Raw genomic sequence first — 17,455 nt, forward strand, 5'->3', positions numbered from 1 at the left:
GAACCGGCCGAATGGGGGACGGCGATGCCCCCTTGCCGCGTAAGACTTTCCGGATGCAACAGGGCACCGGCTTCCTCACCCCGCGTCAGCGCCGCCTCGCCTGGCTGGGCTTCCTGCTCGTCGCCGCCCAGGCACCCGTCGCCGCCAAGCTGGTGGCCGACAGCTCCTGGCTGTTCAGCCTCGTGGTGGCGCTCATGGTGGCGACCGTGATCATCGCCGACGACGCCATGCGGCGCCGGCCGGCGGACGGCCGCTCCTCCGACTAGCCCGCCGCGCCCGGCCGCGCCTCGTGTCCCGGCCGCCCCCGGGTACGCCGGCGCTCCTTCATCTCGGCCTCGTAGAGGTGCCGCCGGCCGCCGACCAGCTCGTCGCGGGCGCGGCGGTCCAACTCCCGGAAGAGCGCGTAGTAGCCGTCGTCGAAGTCCTCGACGATCTGGAACGTCCAGCGTCCGGCGATCACGTTGCGGCCGAGCAGGTCCACCTCGATCCGGTCGGCGATCCCGTCGTGCCCGGCGGACCGGAACAGCGTCACCGCGTCGTCCAGCATCAGGTCGGCGTGGCCGATCAGCTGGTGCAGTGAGTAGAGGTGCCCCCGGGCCCGCTCCACGCACTCCAGGGCCTCGCTGAGCTTGCCGAGCGCCTCGACCGTGGTGTCACGCACGCCCGCCGGCCGACGGTGCGCCTCGTCCGGTCCGTCCGCCTGCTGTCCCATTCCGTTCCTCCGCGGGGTTCGTGGCGCCCTTCGCGCGGTTCCCTTCTGCCCGCTGGCGGCCGACTCAATCCCGGCGGTCGACGCCGCACCGCGCCCGGACGACCCCGGCATCGGCCGGTCGGCCGAGGTCGCCGCGCCAGCCGCCCGGTTAGCCTCGGTCACCATGCGCGTGCCGAACAACCGGGTGGCGGCCCGTTCCGCAGCCGCATCCGCGCGGTCCACCCTCGCCAGGCTCACCGCCGCCGTCGGCACCGCCGGACTCGCCGCGGCCGCCGCCGACCCCGGCCTGCTCGCCGTGGTCGACCAGCACGCCGCTGCCGTACGCGACAGCCTGCACGGCGACCGCCGCGCGCTGACCGTGGCCGCCCTGGCCGGGTACGCCGAGGGGGTCCGCGCCGCGGCCGTGGAGCACGGCTGGCAGCCGCCGGTCGAACCGGTCGACTGGTCGCAGCCGGACTGGCTGCTCACCCGCCTGCTCGCGGTCTGCGCCCTGGCCCGTTCGCTGGACCCCCGGCACCTGGCCTGAGACAGGGCGGAAGGGCGCCCCGGTGGACGCCCCTCCCTCCGTGTCCCGGTTCAGGGGTTCGGCCGGCGGAGTTGCTGGGTCTCCTCGCCCACGTTCCCGGACTGGTACGTGCCCTGCCCGCCCTGGGCCCCGGACATCGACGACTCGGACACCCGGGCCGGCTGCGCACCCCGGTCGGCCAGCTGCCGCTCGTAGTCGGCGCGGCCCGCGCTCTGCGCGGCGCGCTGCTCCCGGATGGCCCGGGACTCCTCCGCCATGCGGTCGAGCCACCGGTCCCAGCGGGCCTGCATCGGCTTCACCAGGCCACCGCCGACCCCGATGATCAGGATGCCGGCCACCGTGGCGAGGAACGCGATCAGCACCGGCATGGTGACCGTGGTGGCGATGCCCACCTGGTTCAGCGCCGCGATGATGCCGAGCGCGAGGATGAAGACGGCCGCCAGGTCGGCCAGCACCCGGCCGTACGAGAGCCCGCCGAGCGCGCCGGTGATCAGGTCCCGGACCGCGTTGGCGATGGCGGCGGCGACCACCACGATGACGATCGCCACGAACGCCCGCGGCAGCCAGGAGATGACGCTCCGGAGCAGGTCACTGATGGCGTTTGGCCCCCACACCCCGAACGCGAACTGCAGGGTGAACAGCAGGATCGCGTAGTACGCCAGTCGGGCCAGGATGTCGCTGGCGTCGTACTTGGTGCGTTCGAGCGCGCGTTTGATGCCGCCTCGCTCGACCGCGCGGTTGAAGCCGAGTCGTTCCAGCACCGTGTCCACGAGCTTCAACACGCCTCGGGCGACCAGCCAGCCGACCACGAGGATCACGATGAATGCGACCGCCTTCGGCACGAAGAGCAGCACGGCCCGCCACAGGTCGCCCAGGGCAGCGCCGATGTTGACCTGGTCGACCGCGAGGGTTTTCTGCATGATGTCCCTCCTGTCGCGTGAACTGCGAACGCCCGCATACCCGGTCGGTCCGCCGACACGCCGCGCGACCTGCCCGGAATTTCGGACATGGCCCCCTGGTGGGCCCCGACCTGCGCTGATACCCGGCCACGGGCAGTTCGCCGGCTCGCCACCGCGCGTGATCGGAACCGACCCGGCACGCTCCGGATAGGCTGCGGTCATGCCAGGCACGGTCGGGCGGGTCCCCACGCCATCAGCCCCCACCTCGGGGGCGCCCACGGGCGCGGGTGTCTTTGCCTCCCCCGCCGGGCCGACCCACTCGTGGGCTGGTACGCCGCTCGGCGCGCCGGAGGAGTGGGACCCGGCGGTCCGCGCGGTGGTCGACCTGGTGCTCGCCTCGCCGGTGCCGATGGCCCTGCTCTACGGCGACGACCTGGTCCTGCTCTACAACGAGGGGTACGCCGAGCTGATCGGCGCGCGGCACCCGGCGGCGCTCGGGCGGCCGGCGGCGGAGGTGTTCGCCGATGTCTGGCACGAACCGGACGCCGGGGAGGTGATCGGGCGGGCCTACCGGCAGGGCGAGCCGTTCCTGGAACGGGAGGCGGTGCTGCCGGTGGACCGGCACCGGACCGGGCCGGCCGAGCCGCCGGTGTTCACCCGCGGCTACTCCCCCGTCCGGGACAGCGGGGGGCGGATCATCGGGGTGCTCAGCGTGGCCGCCCAGACCACGCACGTCACTCAGCAGTTGCAGAGCCTCAGCGACTTCGCCGCCGCGCTCTCCGGCACCCTCACCCTGGACGACGTCGCCCGGGTCACCCTCCGATACTGCCTCGACTCGTTCGACGCCGACCGGGTGTCGTTCCTGATCGACGAGGGGTCGGCCTGGCGGATGGTCCGGCGCGTGCACGGCGAACTGCTGGACGAGGCCGACGAGCGGCTGCCCCCGCTGTGGCGCCGCGTGCCGGGCGACTCGCCCGTCCCGATCGTGGTCACCGCCCGCAGTGGCGTGCCCATGTTCACCACGGACGGCCAGCCGCTGCGGGACAGCGCGGCGGACCGGCACGACCAGAAGGTCCGCTCGCTCGCCTCGCTGCCGCTGCGCTCGACGGTGATCCGCGGCGCGCTGACCGTCGGCTACCAGTCCCCGCACCCCTGGTCCCCGGCGGAGCGCGCGCTGCTCGCCGCGTCGGCTGAGCTGGTCAGCCAGGCCGCCGAGCGGGCCCGCCGTTTCGAGACCCAGCACGGCACCGCCCAGCTGCTGCAACGCAGCATGCTCCCCGAGCAGTTGCCGGACCTGCCCCGGCTGCGGATCGCCGCACGGTACGACCCGGGCGTGGACGGCAACGCCGCCGGGGGTGACTTCTACGACGCGTTCCTGCTGCCCACCGGCGCGCTCGGGGTGGTCCTCGGCGACGTGGCCGGACACGACGTGCAGGCCGCCGCCCGGATGGGCCAGGTACGCGCGGCGCTGCGCGCGCTGGCGCTCACCGATCCCCGCCCGGACGCCGTGCTTGCCGGCCTGGACCGGCTGGTCGCCAGTCTGGGCGCCGAACGCGGGACCCAGGAGCTCTTCGTCACCGTGGTGTTCGGCGTCGTCGACGCCGACCGGGAGCGGATCACCCTCGCCAGCGCCGGTCATCCCGCCCCGCTGATCCGGCGCTGCCGGCCCGAGGGCGGGCCGGCGGCCGAGTACGTCGAGGTGCCCCCCAGCCCACCGCTGGGGCTCGGCCATCACCCCGGGACCACGACCGTGCCGTTCCGCCCCGGCGACACCCTGCTGCTGTACAGCGACGGGGTGGTGGAGCGGCGCTGGCAGGACCTCAGTGCGGGGCTGGCCGGGCTGGCCGGGGCGGTGACGGCGGCGAGCAGCGGCGACCCCCGGGCGCTCTGCGCGGTGGCCACCGCCGCCGTGGCCGGCACCACGGAGGACGACGTGGCGGTGCTCGCCGTGGAGCACGCGGTCCGGCCGAGCCGTTCGGCCAGCATGGCGGTGCCGGCCGAGCCGACCGCGCCCAGCCGGGTACGGCACTGGATGAGCGCCCAGCTCACCGAGTGGCAGGTGCCCGAGTCCGTGATCGGCGCCGCCGTGCTGTGCACCAGCGAGCTGACCACCAACGCGCTGCTGCACGCCGGCACCGCCGCCCGCGTGGAGATCGACCTGACCGTGGAACGCCTGCTGGTCTCGGTCGCCGACTCCGGCACCCGGGGTCAGGTGACCCGGGCCCAGACCGACACCCTGAGCAGCCGGGGGCGCGGGCTGGGGCTGATCGAGGAGCTGAGCGACGCCTGGGGCACCGACCCGACGGTGCGCGGGTCGACCGTCTGGTTCGAGATCCTCATTCCGGCCGGCTGAGTCCCGCGTCGGCGACGCCGCCGACGGGTAGGAGGGGAGCCATGCCACGCGACAACCGCCGGGGCGTCCTCTTCGACGTGGACGGCACCCTGGTCGACACCACGTACCTGCACACGGTGAGCTGGTGGGAGGCGCTGCGACGGGCCGACCACCGGGTGCCGATGGCCGCCATCCACCGGTCCATCGGCATGGGCTCGGACAAGCTCCTCGACCACCTGCTCGGGCCGGAGCGTGACCGGGACGCGGACGGCAAGCTGCGGGACGGGCACGACGCCAGCTACGCCGAGTACTGGGAGCGGCTGACGCCGCTGCCCCGGGCGGTGGACCTGCTGCGGGCCTGCGCGGCGCGCGGGCTGCGGGTGGTGCTGGCCACCTCGGCGGCCGAGCACGAGGTGGCCGCGCTACGGGCGGCGCTCGACGCGGACGACGTGATCGACACCGTCACCTCCTCCGCCGACGCGCAGGAGAGCAAGCCGGCCCCGGACATCCTGGTCGCCGCGCTGGACCAGTCCGGGCTGGCCGCCGAGCGGGTGGTGTTCGTCGGCGACTCGGTCTGGGACGTCGCGGCGGCCGGCCGGTTGGACATCCCCTGCATCGGGCTGACCTGCGGCGGCACCAGCCGGGCGGAGCTGGCCGCGGCCGGGGCGGTGGCGGTGTACGACGACCCGGCGGCGCTGCTCGACGCCCTCGGCGAGAGCGCCATCGCGGCCCTGGGTTGAGAGCGGCGGCACGGTGCCGGACCGCACCCGGAACAAGCCGGACACCGAGGCATAGCGGGCCGGAGTACGGGGCACTGGTGACCACCTGGCCGCCGCAGGGCGGCGGGAGGGTGGTGCCGTGGAACCGGTGGATGTCGCGATCGCACTGCTGGGCGCCGGCGCCCTGCTGGCGGGGGTGCTGCCGCGGATGCTGGAGCGCCGCCCGCTGTCCATGCCGATCGCCTTCCTCGGGCTCGGCATGCTGGTGTTCCTGCTGCCCACCGGGCTGCCGACCCCGGACCCGCGGCGCTGGCCGGAAGTCACCACCCACCTCACCGAGATCGGCGTGATCGTCGCGCTGATGGGTGCCGGACTGAAGATCGACCGGCCGCTGAGCCGGGTCCGCTGGGCGTCGACCTGGCGACTGCTGGCGATCGCCATGCCGCTCTGCGTCGGGGCGGTGGCGCTGCTCGGCTGGTGGTGGGCGGGTCTGGTGCCGGCGGCGGCGCTGCTGCTGGGTGCCGCGCTCGCCCCGACCGACCCGGTGCTCGCCGCCGACGTGCAGGTGGGCGAGCCGACCGACGTGGAGGACTCCGAGGACGAGGTCCGCTTCGCGCTCACCGCCGAGGCCGGGCTGAACGACGGCCTGGCCTTCCCCTTCGTGTACGCGGCCATCGCCATCGCCACCGCCGGCCTCGCCCCGGCGGACTGGCTGGCCCGTTGGTTCACCGTGCACGTGCTCTACCAGATCGCCGTCGGGGTGGGCGGCGGGCTGCTGATCGGCTGGCTGCTCGGCAAGCTCTTCTTCCGGGCGCCGCGCAACCTGCGGCTGGCCCGGCACGCCGAGGGCTTCCTCGCGCTGGCCGCGACCTTCCTCGCGTACGGGCTGGTGGAGGTGGCCGGCGGGTACGGCTTCCTGGCCGTCTTCGTGGCCGCCCGGGCGATCCGGGCCGCCGAGCGGACCCACGAATTCCACTCCGTGCTGCACGACTTCGCCGAGCAGGTCGAGCGCCTGCTCACCGTGCTGTTGCTGCTGCTCTTCGGCGGGGCGGTGGTCGGCGGCCTGCTCGCCCCGCTGACCTGGCCCGCGGCCCTGGTCGGGCTGGCCCTGGTCTTCGTGATCCGGCCGCTGTCCGGGTGGCTGTCGCTGCGTGGTGCCCCCGGCCGCCCGGCGGAGCACTGGGTGATCGCCCTGTTCGGCATCCGCGGCGTCGGCTCGTTCTACTACCTGGCGTACGCGACCAGCGGGACCGACTTTCCGCAGGCCGATCTGCTGTGGGCCACGGTCGGCCTGGTGGTGGTCGTCTCGGTGGTGGTGCACGGCATCGCGGCCACCCCGGTGATGCAGCTGCTCGACCGGGCAGGCGAACGGAGCCACGACGCCTCGGCGCGGGACCGGGCCGGCGAACCCGCGCTGGGCGGCGTCCGGGGCTGACGGGAACCGCGCTGAGCACCCGCCACGTCGTCGTGGTTCGCGGTGAGTTCAGTGGGCGAGATCGAGCTGCCGACGCTCTCGAACGCCTCCGGCGACGGGCTGCCGGGAAGATCGCCGCGTCGCCGGGTCGTGCGGTTCTGGAACCGGTCAGCCGCCCTGCGCGAGCAGCCGGGCGGCGACGGCCCGGCCGAGGTCGCGGCCGGAGCGCCAGGCGGTCTGCACCCGGGGCCGCCCGAACGCGTCCCCGGCGACGCCGATCCCGTCGTCGTCCAGGTGGTAGGTCCCGTCACCGCCGCCGGCGGGCGTGGCGTACGTCCAGCGGTGCACGTGCACCAGCTCGGCCGGCTCCGGCAGGCCGAGCAGGTCGCGGACCGCCTGCTCGATCGCCGGGCCGGCGGCGGTGGGCTGCCGCAGGTGCCTCGAGGCGAACCCGGGGGTGGTGTGCGCGACCAGCACCGGCGCGCCGTCGCCGCGCCGGTCGCCGTCGTCGCAGACCAGGCTCAGCAGCGGGTGGTCGTTGACGAAGGCACCCCGGAAGTCCGACCAGCGGCGGGCCGGGAAGCGCAGCACCGCGGCCAGGGTCGACGACCAGCGTTGCGCCGCCACCGCGCGGCTCGCCGCCGCCAGCGCGGGGTCGAGCAGCAGGGCCGCCTGCGGGCCCGGCATGGCCAGCGCGACCGCCTCGCACGCCCGGCCGTCCACCCGCGGCCCCGGCTCCACGGTCATCACCAGCCGGTCGTGCACCACGGCGAGGTCCCGGGCCAGGTGCTCGACCAACGAGCGCAGCCCGTGCGGGGCGGCCCACCGCATCGGGCCGGCGACCTCGCTCCGCCCCTCCGGTCCATACGCGACCAGGGTGTCGGTCCACTCCCGGACCAGGCCGGCGGCCCGCCACCCCTCGACCACCTCGGCGAAGTTCGGGTCGTCGACGGTGAGGTACGCGGCCCCGAGGTCGGCGGGGCGGCCGTCGAACCGCTTGCTGGCCATCCGCCCGCCGGTCACCCGGGCCCGCTCGCGGACCTCCACCGGGATGCCGGCCCGAGCCAGTTCGGTGGCGCAGGCCACCCCGGCGATGCCGGCACCGACCACGACTGCGCCCGCCCGGTCCGTCGTCACTCCATGATCGTAAGCGGCGGCCGGCATGAAGCCCCCCGAACGGGGTATTGGTACACCTGTTCGAGGAAAGGTGATCATCATGGCCGACCGCAGTGACGGCAGCGGCACCGACCGCGCCACCAATGCGCAGGCCGCGATCAAGGACCCGGACGAGTGGGTGACCGGCGCGGAGCCGCCCACCGCGGCCCAGGAGTCGTACCTGCACACCCTGGCCCGGGAGGCGGGCGAGGAGGTGCCGGAGGGGCTGACCAAGGCGGAAGCGTCCCGCCGGATCGACGAGCTCCAGGCGGAGACCGGTCGCGGTCAGTGACTCAGCGTGGGGGCAGGCGGTGCAGCTCCACCCGGTCGAGTCGCTCCGCCACCACCCGCGCAGTCAGGTACGTGGCGTACGGCTGGGCCCGCCGGTCGGTGGGTGAGCCGGGGTTGAGCAGGCGCAGGCCGTTCGGGGCGACGCTGTCCCACGGGATGTGGGAATGCCCGAAGACCAGCAGGTCGCAGTCGGGGAAGGCGGCCGCGCAGCGCTCCTCCCGGCGGGTCTTCGGTCCGGTCTCGTGCACCACCGCCACCCGCAGCCCGGCCAGCTCGACCCGGGCCACCTCCGGCAGCCGGGCCCGCAGCGGCGGCCCGTCGTTGTTGCCGTACACGCCGACCAGCCGGCGGGCCCGGGCGGCCATCGTGTCCAGCAGCGACACGTCCACCCAGTCCCCCGCGTGCAGCACCACGTCGGCCGCGTCGATCGCCGCCCAGAGCGCTGGCGGCAGGTCCCGCGCCCGCTTCGGCACATGCGTATCCGCGGTGATCACCAGCTCCACCCCCCAATCCTCCCCCACCCCGCCCTCCTCCGCGTCGATCATGAGGTTGGCGGCACTCGAAGAGAGCCACTTCGCCGCTAACTTCATGTCACCCGGGTGGGGTGGGGTGCGGGGCGGGGTGGGGTCAGGCGCCCTGGCCCTGGTTCTGCATCAGGCCGCCGTCGATGAAGTACGTCGACCCGGTCACGTACTCGGCGTCGTCGCTGGCCAGGAAGACCGCCACCTTGGCGATCTCCTCCGGCTGCGCGGCCCGCTTCCAGGGGATGCTCTGCACCTGCTCCTCCAGGTAATTCGGGTCGTCGATGGCCCGCTGGTTGAACGGGGTCAGCACCATTCCCGGGCCGATGTTGTTGACGTTCATGTGCATCGGCGCCACCTCGAGCGCCAGGCTCTTGGCCAGCTCCAGCATGCCGCCCTTGCTGGCGTCGTAGTCGGAGCCGCCGGCCCGCGCCACCTCCTGGTGGATGGAGGTGATGTTGATGATCTTCCCTTGCCCGCCCTGGTCCCGCCGGTGCCGCACGAACCGGCGGCAGCAGAAGAACATCCCGTAGAGGTTGGTGCGGATGCACCGGTCCCAGGTCTCGGTGTCCAGGTCCGCCACCGGGATGCCGGAGGCGTCCACCCCCGCGTCGTTCATCAGGATGTCCAGCCGGTCGAACTCGGCGAGGGCCTCGTCGAACATCGCGTCGACCTGGTGCTCCACGCTGATGTCGCCCTGCACCACCACGGCCCGGCGGCCGGCCTTCTCGATCTCCGCCTTGGTGTGGTTCGCCCCGGCGTGGTCGTGCAGGTAGTGCACCACCACGTCGGCGCCCTCCCGGCCGAACTCGATGGCGGTGGCCTGGCCGATGCCCGAGTCCGAGCCGGTGATCAGGGCGGTCTTCCCCGCCAGTCGTCCGGTCATCCGTTTGCTCCCTCCGTGGTCGCCGCGCCGGTCGGCACGGCCGCTCGCCCGGTTCGGCCACCGAGTCGTTCCGCGGCGTCGGTAATGTGACCGGCCGCGTTGATCAGCCCGATGTGCGAGAAGGCCTGCGGGAAGTTGCCCAGTTGCTCGCCGGTGGCCTGGTCGACCTGCTCGGCGTACAGGCCCAGGTCGTTGGCCCGGGCGGCGAGCTGCTCGAACAGCCGCCGCGCCCGGTCCAGCTCGCCGGCCTCGGCGAGGCAGCCGACCAGCCAGAACGAGCAGATCACGAAGCCCGCCGGGTCGGTGTCCCAGCGCCGCAGCAGGCCGCCCCGGGAGAGCCGGCGCTCCACCACGTCCATCGTCGACCGCATCCGCGGGTCGCCGGCCGGCAGGAAACCGACCAGCGGCATGATCAGCACCGAGGCGTCCAGCTGGTCCGAGTCGAACGCCCCGGTGTACGCGCCGAGCCGGTCGTTCCAGCCCCGGGTGAGCACCGCCTGGCGTACCTCGTCCCGGGCGGCCGCCCAGCGGGCGACGGCACGCTCGTCGCCGATCCGCCGCCCGAAGCGGACCGCCCGGTCCAAGGCGGTCCAGCACTGCACCTTGGACGAGACGTAGTGCCGCTCGACGTCGCGTGCCTCCCACATGCCGGCGTCCGGCCGGTGCCAGTCCAACACGGCCTGGTCGGCAAGGGCGTGCAGCAGGTGCCGGACCTCGGGCGCCATCGGGTCGAGGTAGTACCGCATCAGCCAGGCGGCGTCGAGGATCTCACCGAGCACGTCCGTCTGCCGCTGCCGCCAGGCGTCGTTGCCGATGAAGACCGGCCGGCTCTCGCCGTACCCACCGAGGTGGTCGAGGCGGTGTTCGGTGAGGTCCCGCTCGCCCTCCACGCCGTACATGATCGGCACCGGTTCGTCGTCGATCCGGCCCATGGCCCGGGCCACCCAGGCGAACTGCCGGTTCGCCTCGTCCGGGCAGGCGGCCCGCCAGAGCGCCTGGAGGGTGAGGCTGAAGTCGCGTACCCAGACGAAGCGGTAGTCGTAGTTGCGGTCGCCGCCCAGTTCCTCGGGGAGGGAGGTGGTGGCCGCGGCGACGACGGCGCCGCTGGGCTGGTAGGTCATCCCCTGGACCACCATCGCGCTGCGCCGCACCTGGTCGCGGTAGCAACCCTGGTAGTCGTGCAGGCCGGCCCAGGACCGCCAGCCGGCGACCGCGTCGGCCACCACCTGATCGGCGTCCGGCAGCGCGGGTTCGCCCCCGTCGTAGGTCGGGGCGTACCCGAGGGTGAAGTGGTGGGCGGTGCCGGCGCGGGCGGTGAACCGCCCGGAGGCGGCGCCGTCGTCGCAGCTCATCGGGACGTTGGCGCGCAGGCTCAGCCGGGTGCCGCCGGCCACGGCGTCGACGACCTCCTCGGCGCCGGTGAGGTAGGCGCGCACCCGCCCGTACTCGAAGCGGGGCTGGTAGTCCACCCGCATCGGCACCTCGCCGGAGAGCCCCTCGACGACCCGGGCCAGCACCCGGGGCGAGCGCAGGCCGATCTCGTGGCCGCGTGCGCCGGGCTCCAGCGCCAGGGCGTCGGTGACGGCCACCGCCCCGGTCCGGGTGGTGAAGACGGTACGCAGCACGAGCGTGTCCTCCAGGTAGGACCGCTCGGTGGTGAAGTCGTCCACGGGCCGCATGCTCCAGTGTCCGGCGTCGTCGTCGAGGATCCGGCCGAAGACCGACGGGCCGTCGAAGCGGGCCGGGCACCACCAGGTGATTGCGCCGGCCCGGTCGACCAGCGCGGCGCTGCGCCCGTCGGCGAGGAACCCGTGCTCGCTGATCCGTCCCGCCTCCACGCCGATGCCTACCCGACGTACCCGGGGGCATGCGTGCCGCATCCGTCGCCCCGACGCGTTACCCGGCGACGGCGGTGGGAACGCGGCGGGTCGACGAAGGAGGACGCTCATGACCAGACCCTCGACTCCGTCTCCGGCCTGGCAACCCGGGATGCCGGGCGGCTCCAACCTCCCGTCCGGACCGGGCGGCCGACCGGCCGCCCCGAGCGGGGACGGTCACGGGCCGGAGCCAGGTCCGCCGACCGTCACGATCGGCACGTACCCGGACTATCCGTCCGCCCAGCGCGTCGTGGACTATCTGGCCGACAACCGCTTCCCGGTGGAGCATTCGGCGATCATCGGCACCAATCTCACCCTGGTGGAGACGGTGATGGGCCGGATGACCACGGGCCGGGCGGCGCTGATCGGCGCGGGCACGGGCGCCTGGTTCGGGCTTTTCATCGGCCTGCTCTTCGGCATCTTCACCGCCGGGAACTGGGTCGCGGTGATCGTCGTCGGGCTGGTGATCGGTGCGATCTGGGGGGCCGTGTTCGGTGCGGTGGCCCACGCGATGGCCGGGGGTCAGCGGGACTTCACCTCGGCCAGTTCGCTGCGCGCCAGCCAGTACGCGGTCACCGTGGACGCCGGCCTGGCCGACCAGGCGCGGCAGCTGCTCGGCCGGATGCACCTGACCCCGACCGGCGCCACCGCCCGCTAGCTCGGGCGCGACGAGAGAGGGCCCCCGCTCGGGGCCCTCTCTCAGTCCGTCGCCACGTCCGGCCGGTGCTCCCGGATCCACTTCTCCACGTCCGACTTCCGCCACACCTTGCCCATAGCCAGGACGGCGATCGGCTCTGGAAAGTTCCGTTGGTTGGCGATCACCGAGGCGCGCTGCCGGGAGACCCCGCCGAGCATCATCCGGATCTCCGACACGCCGACAAGCTCCACATGTTGACGATGACAGCGGCGATGTGCCTAGACGGCGACAACTACGCAGGCCGTTGACGTAGTCAACGCTTTGCATCACCATGGGCAAGTGACCGCTCCCCTGCCCGACCGCCAGCGTCGGGCCGTGCGCCCGCACCTGCCCATGCGGCCCCTGTGGCTGTGCCGGATCTGCGCCGCACCCTGGCCGTGCCAGCCGGCGCGGCTGTTGCTCCTGATGGAGTACCGGCGGGATCGAGTGGCCCTGTCGGTCTACCTGGCGGGCCAACTCTTCGACGCCACGGCGGACCTGATGAAGCTCAACCCGGACGCCGCCCCGTCCCCGGCGGAACTCTTCGACCGCTTCCTGGCCTGGGCCGCCCCACGAACGGGGTGACGCCCGTCAGTCGTGGTACGCCAATTCCCCCGCCCGGATCGGCACGTTGACGCGGTTCTCCGGCGGGGCGAGCGGGCAGGCCCAGCAGTCGTCGTACGCGCAGCTGGGGTTGTAGAGGTAGTTGGCGTCCAGGCGGACCCGCCCGCCGGGCAGCACGGTCAGGCCGCGCCCGAAGGTGCCCTTGACCGTGTCGGTCAGGTAACGCCCGCCGCCGTACGTCTCGACGCCGCTGGTGGCGTCGCGCAGCGGCACGAACAGCCCGCCCCCGTACGCCTCGATCCACCACAGGGTGAGCGGGCCCCACGGCGTCTCGGCCACCGCGACCCGGCGGTAGTGGACGACCCCGTCGGGCCCGCCGGTGTCGATGGTCTCCGTGCCAGAGGCGGGGCGCAGCGGCGCCTCGACCACGGCCGCCGGGTCGGGCGGGAACCAGCGCAGCCCGGGGAAACCGGGCTGGTCGGCGGCCGGCAGCGGACTGCACGGATGCGTGCGGAACAGCTCGTCCCGGGCGGCCCGGAAGTCGGCCAGGTCGAGGTCGGAGAGGTGGAGCCGGGCCACCCGCTCCCGCCAGTCGAGCAGGTCGAGATCATCCATCCCCCGACCGTAGCCGGACCGCTTCGTTCAAATTCCAAGGGCATCTGCTCAACGGTTGGTTGTCACGCCGCTCACATGCTTGCCGGGCGGCTTGTTTAAATTTGAAGTAGTGCTACTCTCGTAGCCGTGACCGAGAGCCTGAGCCCCGAGCGGATGACCGCCTGGCGCGCCTACATCGAGGCGAGCCAGCGACTCTTCACCCAACTCGAGGACGACCTGCGCGCCGACAGCGAGCTGACCTTCGCCGACTACCACGTGCTGGTCCTGCTCTCCGAGGCGCCGGGGCAGCGGCTGCGGATGGGCGAGCTGGCCAGTCGGCTGGTGTTCTCACCGAGTCGGCTGACCTACCAGATCTCCTCGATGCAGAAGCGCGGCCTGGTCGCCCGGCAGTCCTGCCCGGAGGACCGACGGGGCAGCGAGGCCGTGCTGACCGCGGCCGGCCTGCTGGCGCTGCGCGAGGCCGCGCCGCACCACCTGCGCTCCGTGCGCACCCACCTGATGGACGACCTCGACGACGCCGAGGTCGCCTGCCTCACCCGGGTCTTCGAGCGGCTCGGCCGGCGCCTGCGCGCCGACCGGGACGCGTCGTCCACCCCGGCCGACAAGTAAGGAGCCCGCGATGCCCGCCATCACCGTCGACGACGTCCTCGTCCTGCCCCGCCTGCCGCAGCTGGACGAGTCCACCACCTTCCGTCCGGTCCGCCGGCTGACCACCGCGCCGAGCGGCTACGAGGGCGAGGGTTTCCCGGTCCGCCGGGCCTTCGCCGGCGTCCCGCTGAGCGAACTGGACCCGTTCATCCACCTCGACCAGATGGGCGAGGTCGACTACGCGCCGGGTGAGCCGAAGGGGACGCCCTGGCACCCGCACCGCGGCTTCGAGACGGTGACCTACATGATCGACGGGATCATGGACCACCAGGACTCGCAGGGCGGCGGCGGGACCATCACCGACGGCGACACCCAGTGGATGACGGCCGGCAGCGGCCTGCTGCACATCGAGGCGCCGCCGGAGCACCTGGTGACGAGCGGCGGCCTGTTCCACGGCCTGCAGCTCTGGGTCAACCTGCCCCGGGTGGCGAAGATGAACCCGCCGCGCTACCAGGACATCCGCGGCCGGGAGTCGGCGCTGCTGACCACGCCCGACGGTGGCGCGCTGATCCGGGTGATCGCCGGCGAGATCGCCGGGCACCAGGGCCCCGGCTCGACCCACACCCCGATCACCATCGCGCACGTGACGCTGCAGCCCGGCGCGGAGCTGAGCCTGCCCTGGCGGCCGGACTTCAACGCGCTGGTCTACGTGCTGGCCGGCCGGGGCACGGTGGGCACCGACCGCCGGCCGATCCACCTCGGCCAGCTCGCCGTGCACGGCCCGGGCGACGCGCTGCGGGTCACCGCGGACGCGAAGCAGGACGGCAACACCCCGGCCCTGGAGCTCTACATCATGGGCGGGCAGCCGATCCGGGAGCCGGTGGCGCACTACGGCCCGTTCGTGATGAACACCCGGGACGAGCTGATCCAGGCGTTCGAGGACTACCAGGCCGGCCGGCTCGGCGTGATCCCGGCCGGGCGGATGCCGCACACCGACGGCGAGGCCTCCCGACCCTGACCGGTCCGCGTGGCACGGGCGTCCCGGGGCGACCCGGGGCGCCCTCGCGCGCTCAGGAGACGGCGAAGATGCCGGCCACGCCGAGGATCACCATCACCAAGACGGCCACCAGCGCACCCCGCTCCCCCTCCACCGCCTGCGCGCGGTGCTCGGTCACGGTGTCGGTCGTCTCGGCGGACATGGTGTGGCCTCCTCAGTTGCGCGGTCCAGGGGTCCGGCGGGACCCACGGGAGGGCCGGCCGACCAGGGGCGGTCAGCGTGCGGGGCCGTCTCGGGGGACCTACCGTGAGGTCGGGGTCGACCTCGGGAGGCTGGAACGTGGCGATGCGGGACTGGTTCCTCACCGCACAGGAACGCGCCAACCCGAGGTCTGAGTTACCCGTCTGGACGAGCGGAAACCTCGCCGAGCCGCTCATTCACGGAGCCGCGTATTTCGACCGGCTGGCCCGCGAGGTGGCGGCGCTGCAGGCCGGCGACCACCTGTTCTTCACCGACTGGCGGGGCGACCCGGACCAGCGGATGCGCCCCGACGGGCCGACCGTGGTGCAGCTCTTCGCCCAGGCCGCCCAGCGCGGCGTCGTCGTCAAGGGCCTGATCTGGCGCTCCCATCTCGACGCTCTCTCCTACAGCGAGGCGGAGAACCGCGACCTCAGCGAGGCGATCTGCGCGGCCGGCGGCGAGGTGCTGCTGGACCAGCGGGTCCGGCGCGGCGGCTCGCACCACCAGAAGCTGGTGGTGCTGCGGCACCCGGAGGCCCCGGAGCGGGACGTCGCGTTCGCCGGCGGGATCGACCTCTGTCACAGCCGGCGGGACGACGCCGCGCACCGGGGCGACCCGCAGCCCGTCGGCATGTCCGCGCGCTACGGCGAACACCCGCCGTGGCACGACGTCCAGCTCGCGGTCCGCGGGCCGGTGGTCGGCGCGCTGGACACCACCTTCCGGGAGCGGTGGACCGACCCGATGCCGCTGGACTCGGAGAACCCGCTGGCGTACCTGCGGGACCGGCTGCGCGGCGCGGACCTGAGCCCGGACCCGCTGCCCGCCCAGCCGGCCGATCCCCCGCCGTGCGGCCCGCACCAGATCCAGGTGCTGCGCACCTATCCGGCGGTGCGCCCCCGCTACTCCTTCGCCCCGGACGGCGAGCGGACGGTGGCCCGGGGCTACACCAAGGCCATCCGTCGGGCCCGCCGGCTGATCTACCTGGAGGACCAGTACCTGTGGTCGACCGAGGTGGCGGCCCTGTTCGCCCGGGCCCTGCGGGAGCACCCGGAGCTGCACCTGGTCGCGGTGGTGCCCCGGCACCCGGACGTGGACGGCCGGCTGGCGCTACCGCCCAACATGGTGGGCCGGGAGCAGGCGCTCGCGCTCTGCCAGCAGGCCGCCCGGGACCGGGCGCACGTCTTCGACCTGGAGAACCACGAGGGCACCCCGGTCTACGTGCACGCGAAGGTCTGCGTGGTGGATGACGTCTGGGCCAGCGTGGGCAGCGACAACTTCAACCGCCGCTCCTGGACCCACGACAGCGAGCTGTCCTGCGCGGTGCTGGACGAGACCCACGACGAACGGGCCCCGACCGACCCGGCCGGGCTGGGCGACGGCGCCCGCGTCTTCGCCCGGGACCTGCGGCTGCGCCTGTGGCGCGAGCACCTGGACCGCGACCCGGACGGCGGGGAGGATCACGACCTGGTGGATCCCGCGGACGCGATCGCGGCAATCACCTCGGCCGCGGCGGCGCTGGAACGCTGGCACGAGTCGGGGCGTACCGGGCCGCGGCCGCCGGGCCGGCTCCGGCCGCACCGCCCCGAACGGCTGCCCTGGCACACCCGGCTCTGGGCGCTGCCGGCCTACCGGCTGGTCTACGACCCGGACGGCAGGCCGCTGCGGGACCGGCGCGCCGGGACCTGGTGAATCGGCCGGAAGCCGGCGGGCGGCGGTTGGTCGACCGCCAGCGGCAGCGCCGGGTACGCGAACGACACCCGGGGCGAGTACAGGCCGCCGCAGATCGTGAGCGGGTTGGCCGGGCGTAGCGGGTAGGCCGGGTGCTCCGGGACGAGGAACTCCACCGACTCGATCTCGAACGGGCTCACCGGTTCGGCCACGTACGGGAACTCGGCGCAGAGCAGCCGGCCGCCCCGGACGGTCAGGTAGCGGTGGTGCCCGCTATACACCCGGCAGCCGGTGTGCCCGACCCGGGCGACGGTACGGATGATCGGCGTCCCGTCCGCGCAGGTCTCCGCGATCAGTTGCCCGCCCCGCAGGTCGAGCCGGGTCTCCCCGGGTGCCGCGGGAGCGCCGCGGGCAGCGGCATAGTCGCAGACCCGGGCGCTGGAGGCGAAGTAGTGGGTCCACAGGCCGCCCGGGATGTCACCCGCGGGCGGCGGGTCGAATCCGTCGAGGGCGACGCCGAGATAGGTGAGGGAGTAGGCGCCGAGCCCGGAGGTCTGCGCCGCGTCGTCCACCACGTACTGGGAGAAGAACACCTGGCGGTCGGGGCGGGGACACACCCCGGCGGGCAGCAGCGCCGCGACCGCGTCGGGGTCCGCCGGGAGCCAGCTGAACTGCAGCACCCGGGCGTTGAGCACGAGTTGCGGAGCGGCGGGATCCAACACGGCTGCCTCCGTGGACGGCTATCCCGTGACGGTACGGGCTGTCTCGCACGCGG

The 17,455-nt window shown here is 73.8% G+C and carries 21 protein-coding genes; 11 read left to right on the forward strand and 10 right to left on the reverse strand.

Annotated elements, in window-relative coordinates:
• Positions 1-53: 53 nt before the first annotated feature.
• Positions 54-266 (forward strand): hypothetical protein, encoded by a 213-nt coding sequence (locus tag FXF52_RS05345; RefSeq protein WP_148794130.1) that lies wholly within the window; start codon positions 54-56, stop codon positions 264-266.
• On the opposite strand, the gene FXF52_RS05350 is transcribed toward FXF52_RS05345, so the two are convergent.
• Positions 263-712: a hypothetical protein gene (locus tag FXF52_RS05350; RefSeq protein WP_148794131.1), complete on the reverse strand. Its 450-nt coding sequence runs from the start codon at positions 710-712 to the stop codon at positions 263-265. The genes FXF52_RS05345 and FXF52_RS05350 overlap by 4 nt on opposite strands.
• 163 nt (positions 713-875) lie before the next feature.
• Between FXF52_RS05350 and FXF52_RS05355 the strand changes: the two genes are divergently transcribed.
• Positions 876-1,238, forward strand: a complete 363-nt coding sequence (locus FXF52_RS05355; protein WP_148794132.1) for a DUF6401 family natural product biosynthesis protein — start codon at positions 876-878, stop codon at positions 1,236-1,238.
• 50 nt (positions 1,239-1,288) lie between these two features.
• On the opposite strand, the gene FXF52_RS05360 is transcribed toward FXF52_RS05355, so the two are convergent.
• A complete protein-coding gene (locus FXF52_RS05360; protein WP_148794133.1) occupies positions 1,289-2,158 on the reverse strand; it encodes a hypothetical protein in 870 nt (289 codons plus the stop codon).
• 199 nt (positions 2,159-2,357) lie between these two features.
• Here FXF52_RS05360 and FXF52_RS05365 point away from each other — a divergent pair, with 199 nt between their 5' ends.
• The 3 genes from FXF52_RS05365 to FXF52_RS05375 all read left to right on the forward strand — a co-directional run bounded on the left by FXF52_RS05365 (position 2,358) and on the right by FXF52_RS05375 (position 6,623).
• Positions 2,358-4,490: a SpoIIE family protein phosphatase gene (locus tag FXF52_RS05365; protein ID WP_148794134.1), complete on the forward strand. Its 2,133-nt coding sequence runs from the start codon at positions 2,358-2,360 to the stop codon at positions 4,488-4,490.
• Positions 4,491-4,531: 41 nt separating this feature from the next.
• Positions 4,532-5,209 (forward strand): HAD family hydrolase, encoded by a 678-nt coding sequence (locus tag FXF52_RS05370; RefSeq protein WP_148794135.1) that lies wholly within the window; start codon positions 4,532-4,534, stop codon positions 5,207-5,209.
• Between the two features lie 118 nt (positions 5,210-5,327).
• The gene (locus FXF52_RS05375) at positions 5,328-6,623 is read left to right on the forward strand and encodes a sodium:proton antiporter (RefSeq protein ID WP_148794136.1); all 1,296 of its coding nucleotides are present in this window, start codon (positions 5,328-5,330) and stop codon (positions 6,621-6,623) included.
• 147 nt (positions 6,624-6,770) lie between these two features.
• Here the strand turns inward: FXF52_RS05375 and FXF52_RS05380 are convergent, their stop codons facing one another.
• The gene (locus tag FXF52_RS05380) at positions 6,771-7,766 is read right to left on the reverse strand and encodes an NAD(P)/FAD-dependent oxidoreductase (protein WP_187413334.1); all 996 of its coding nucleotides are present in this window, start codon (positions 7,764-7,766) and stop codon (positions 6,771-6,773) included.
• Positions 7,767-7,818: 52 nt separating this feature from the next.
• Between FXF52_RS05380 and FXF52_RS05385 the strand changes: the two genes are divergently transcribed.
• On the forward strand, positions 7,819-8,049 hold the full coding sequence (locus FXF52_RS05385) for a DUF3072 domain-containing protein (protein WP_148794137.1): 231 nt from the start codon (positions 7,819-7,821) through the stop codon (positions 8,047-8,049).
• A 1-nt stretch (position 8,050) separates the two neighbouring features.
• Here the strand turns inward: FXF52_RS05385 and FXF52_RS05390 are convergent, their stop codons facing one another.
• The 3 genes from FXF52_RS05390 to FXF52_RS05400 form a co-directional block, all read right to left on the reverse strand.
• The gene (locus FXF52_RS05390) at positions 8,051-8,551 is read right to left on the reverse strand and encodes a metallophosphoesterase (protein WP_148794340.1); all 501 of its coding nucleotides are present in this window, start codon (positions 8,549-8,551) and stop codon (positions 8,051-8,053) included.
• 124 nt (positions 8,552-8,675) lie between these two features.
• Positions 8,676-9,455: a glucose 1-dehydrogenase gene (locus FXF52_RS05395; RefSeq protein ID WP_148794138.1), complete on the reverse strand. Its 780-nt coding sequence runs from the start codon at positions 9,453-9,455 to the stop codon at positions 8,676-8,678.
• Positions 9,452-11,293, reverse strand: coding sequence for a glycoside hydrolase family 15 protein (locus FXF52_RS05400; RefSeq protein WP_187413335.1), 1,842 nt, complete (start codon positions 11,291-11,293; stop codon positions 9,452-9,454). Before FXF52_RS05400 ends, FXF52_RS05395 begins: the two co-directional genes overlap by 4 nt.
• A gap of 109 nt (positions 11,294-11,402) precedes the next feature.
• Between FXF52_RS05400 and FXF52_RS05405 the strand changes: the two genes are divergently transcribed.
• On the forward strand, positions 11,403-11,990 hold the full coding sequence (locus FXF52_RS05405; protein WP_148794139.1) for a general stress protein: 588 nt from the start codon (positions 11,403-11,405) through the stop codon (positions 11,988-11,990).
• Positions 11,991-12,031: 41 nt separating this feature from the next.
• Here FXF52_RS05405 and FXF52_RS05410 read toward each other — a convergent pair whose 3' ends face one another.
• Complete coding sequence (locus tag FXF52_RS05410) at positions 12,032-12,220, reverse strand: hypothetical protein (RefSeq protein WP_148794140.1); 189 nt, start codon at positions 12,218-12,220, stop codon at positions 12,032-12,034.
• A gap of 142 nt (positions 12,221-12,362) precedes the next feature.
• Here FXF52_RS05410 and FXF52_RS05415 point away from each other — a divergent pair, with 142 nt between their 5' ends.
• Positions 12,363-12,593 (forward strand): hypothetical protein, encoded by a 231-nt coding sequence (locus FXF52_RS05415; RefSeq protein ID WP_187413353.1) that lies wholly within the window; start codon positions 12,363-12,365, stop codon positions 12,591-12,593.
• Positions 12,594-12,599: 6 nt separating this feature from the next.
• Here FXF52_RS05415 and FXF52_RS05420 read toward each other — a convergent pair whose 3' ends face one another.
• Positions 12,600-13,187, reverse strand: a complete 588-nt coding sequence (locus FXF52_RS05420) for a DUF1684 domain-containing protein (protein ID WP_148794142.1) — start codon at positions 13,185-13,187, stop codon at positions 12,600-12,602.
• A gap of 126 nt (positions 13,188-13,313) precedes the next feature.
• Here FXF52_RS05420 and FXF52_RS05425 point away from each other — a divergent pair, with 126 nt between their 5' ends.
• Both FXF52_RS05425 and FXF52_RS05430 read left to right on the forward strand, forming a co-directional pair.
• Entirely contained in the window at positions 13,314-13,796 is a 483-nt protein-coding gene (locus FXF52_RS05425) for a MarR family winged helix-turn-helix transcriptional regulator (RefSeq protein ID WP_148794143.1), read from the forward strand.
• A 10-nt stretch (positions 13,797-13,806) separates the two neighbouring features.
• Complete coding sequence (locus tag FXF52_RS05430; RefSeq protein WP_148794144.1) at positions 13,807-14,793, forward strand: pirin family protein; 987 nt, start codon at positions 13,807-13,809, stop codon at positions 14,791-14,793.
• A gap of 52 nt (positions 14,794-14,845) precedes the next feature.
• Here the strand turns inward: FXF52_RS05430 and FXF52_RS42865 are convergent, their stop codons facing one another.
• Positions 14,846-14,974, reverse strand: a complete 129-nt coding sequence (locus FXF52_RS42865; RefSeq protein ID WP_255471750.1) for a hypothetical protein — start codon at positions 14,972-14,974, stop codon at positions 14,846-14,848.
• 137 nt (positions 14,975-15,111) lie between these two features.
• On the opposite strand from FXF52_RS42865, the gene FXF52_RS05435 reads away from it, so the two are divergent.
• Positions 15,112-16,701 (forward strand): phospholipase D-like domain-containing protein, encoded by a 1,590-nt coding sequence (locus FXF52_RS05435; protein WP_148794344.1) that lies wholly within the window; start codon positions 15,112-15,114, stop codon positions 16,699-16,701.
• Here the strand turns inward: FXF52_RS05435 and FXF52_RS05440 are convergent.
• Complete coding sequence (locus tag FXF52_RS05440; RefSeq protein WP_148794145.1) at positions 16,650-17,402, reverse strand: hypothetical protein; 753 nt, start codon at positions 17,400-17,402, stop codon at positions 16,650-16,652. The genes FXF52_RS05435 and FXF52_RS05440 overlap by 52 nt on opposite strands.
• Positions 17,403-17,455: the final 53 nt, after the last annotated feature.

The sequence above is a fragment of the Micromonospora sp. MP36 genome (genome assembly GCF_008119785.1).
In the GTDB taxonomy this organism is placed as follows: Bacteria; Actinomycetota; Actinomycetes; order Mycobacteriales; family Micromonosporaceae; genus Micromonospora.

What these genes read in the sequence shown, in the direction of transcription:
- FXF52_RS05365 (WP_148794134.1), top strand. Translation starts at nt 2,358, where the DNA reads ATGCCAGGCACGGTCGGGCGGGTCCCCACGCCATCAGCCCCCACCTCG.
- FXF52_RS05350 (WP_148794131.1), bottom strand. Translation starts at nt 712, where the DNA reads ATGGGACAGCAGGCGGACGGACCGGACGAGGCGCACCGTCGGCCGGCG.
- FXF52_RS05420 (WP_148794142.1), bottom strand. Translation starts at nt 13,187, where the DNA reads ATGGATGATCTCGACCTGCTCGACTGGCGGGAGCGGGTGGCCCGGCTC.
- FXF52_RS05355 (WP_148794132.1), top strand. Translation starts at nt 876, where the DNA reads ATGCGCGTGCCGAACAACCGGGTGGCGGCCCGTTCCGCAGCCGCATCC.
- FXF52_RS05405 (WP_148794139.1), top strand. Translation starts at nt 11,403, where the DNA reads ATGACCAGACCCTCGACTCCGTCTCCGGCCTGGCAACCCGGGATGCCG.
- FXF52_RS42865 (WP_255471750.1), bottom strand. Translation starts at nt 14,974, where the DNA reads ATGTCCGCCGAGACGACCGACACCGTGACCGAGCACCGCGCGCAGGCG.
- FXF52_RS05380 (WP_187413334.1), bottom strand. Translation starts at nt 7,766, where the DNA reads ATGCCGGCCGCCGCTTACGATCATGGAGTGACGACGGACCGGGCGGGC.
- FXF52_RS05370 (WP_148794135.1), top strand. Translation starts at nt 4,532, where the DNA reads ATGCCACGCGACAACCGCCGGGGCGTCCTCTTCGACGTGGACGGCACC.
- FXF52_RS05430 (WP_148794144.1), top strand. Translation starts at nt 13,807, where the DNA reads ATGCCCGCCATCACCGTCGACGACGTCCTCGTCCTGCCCCGCCTGCCG.
- FXF52_RS05385 (WP_148794137.1), top strand. Translation starts at nt 7,819, where the DNA reads ATGGCCGACCGCAGTGACGGCAGCGGCACCGACCGCGCCACCAATGCG.
- FXF52_RS05395 (WP_148794138.1), bottom strand. Translation starts at nt 9,455, where the DNA reads ATGACCGGACGACTGGCGGGGAAGACCGCCCTGATCACCGGCTCGGAC.
- FXF52_RS05360 (WP_148794133.1), bottom strand. Translation starts at nt 2,158, where the DNA reads ATGCAGAAAACCCTCGCGGTCGACCAGGTCAACATCGGCGCTGCCCTG.
- FXF52_RS05415 (WP_187413353.1), top strand. Translation starts at nt 12,363, where the DNA reads ATGCGGCCCCTGTGGCTGTGCCGGATCTGCGCCGCACCCTGGCCGTGC.
- FXF52_RS05345 (WP_148794130.1), top strand. Translation starts at nt 54, where the DNA reads ATGCAACAGGGCACCGGCTTCCTCACCCCGCGTCAGCGCCGCCTCGCC.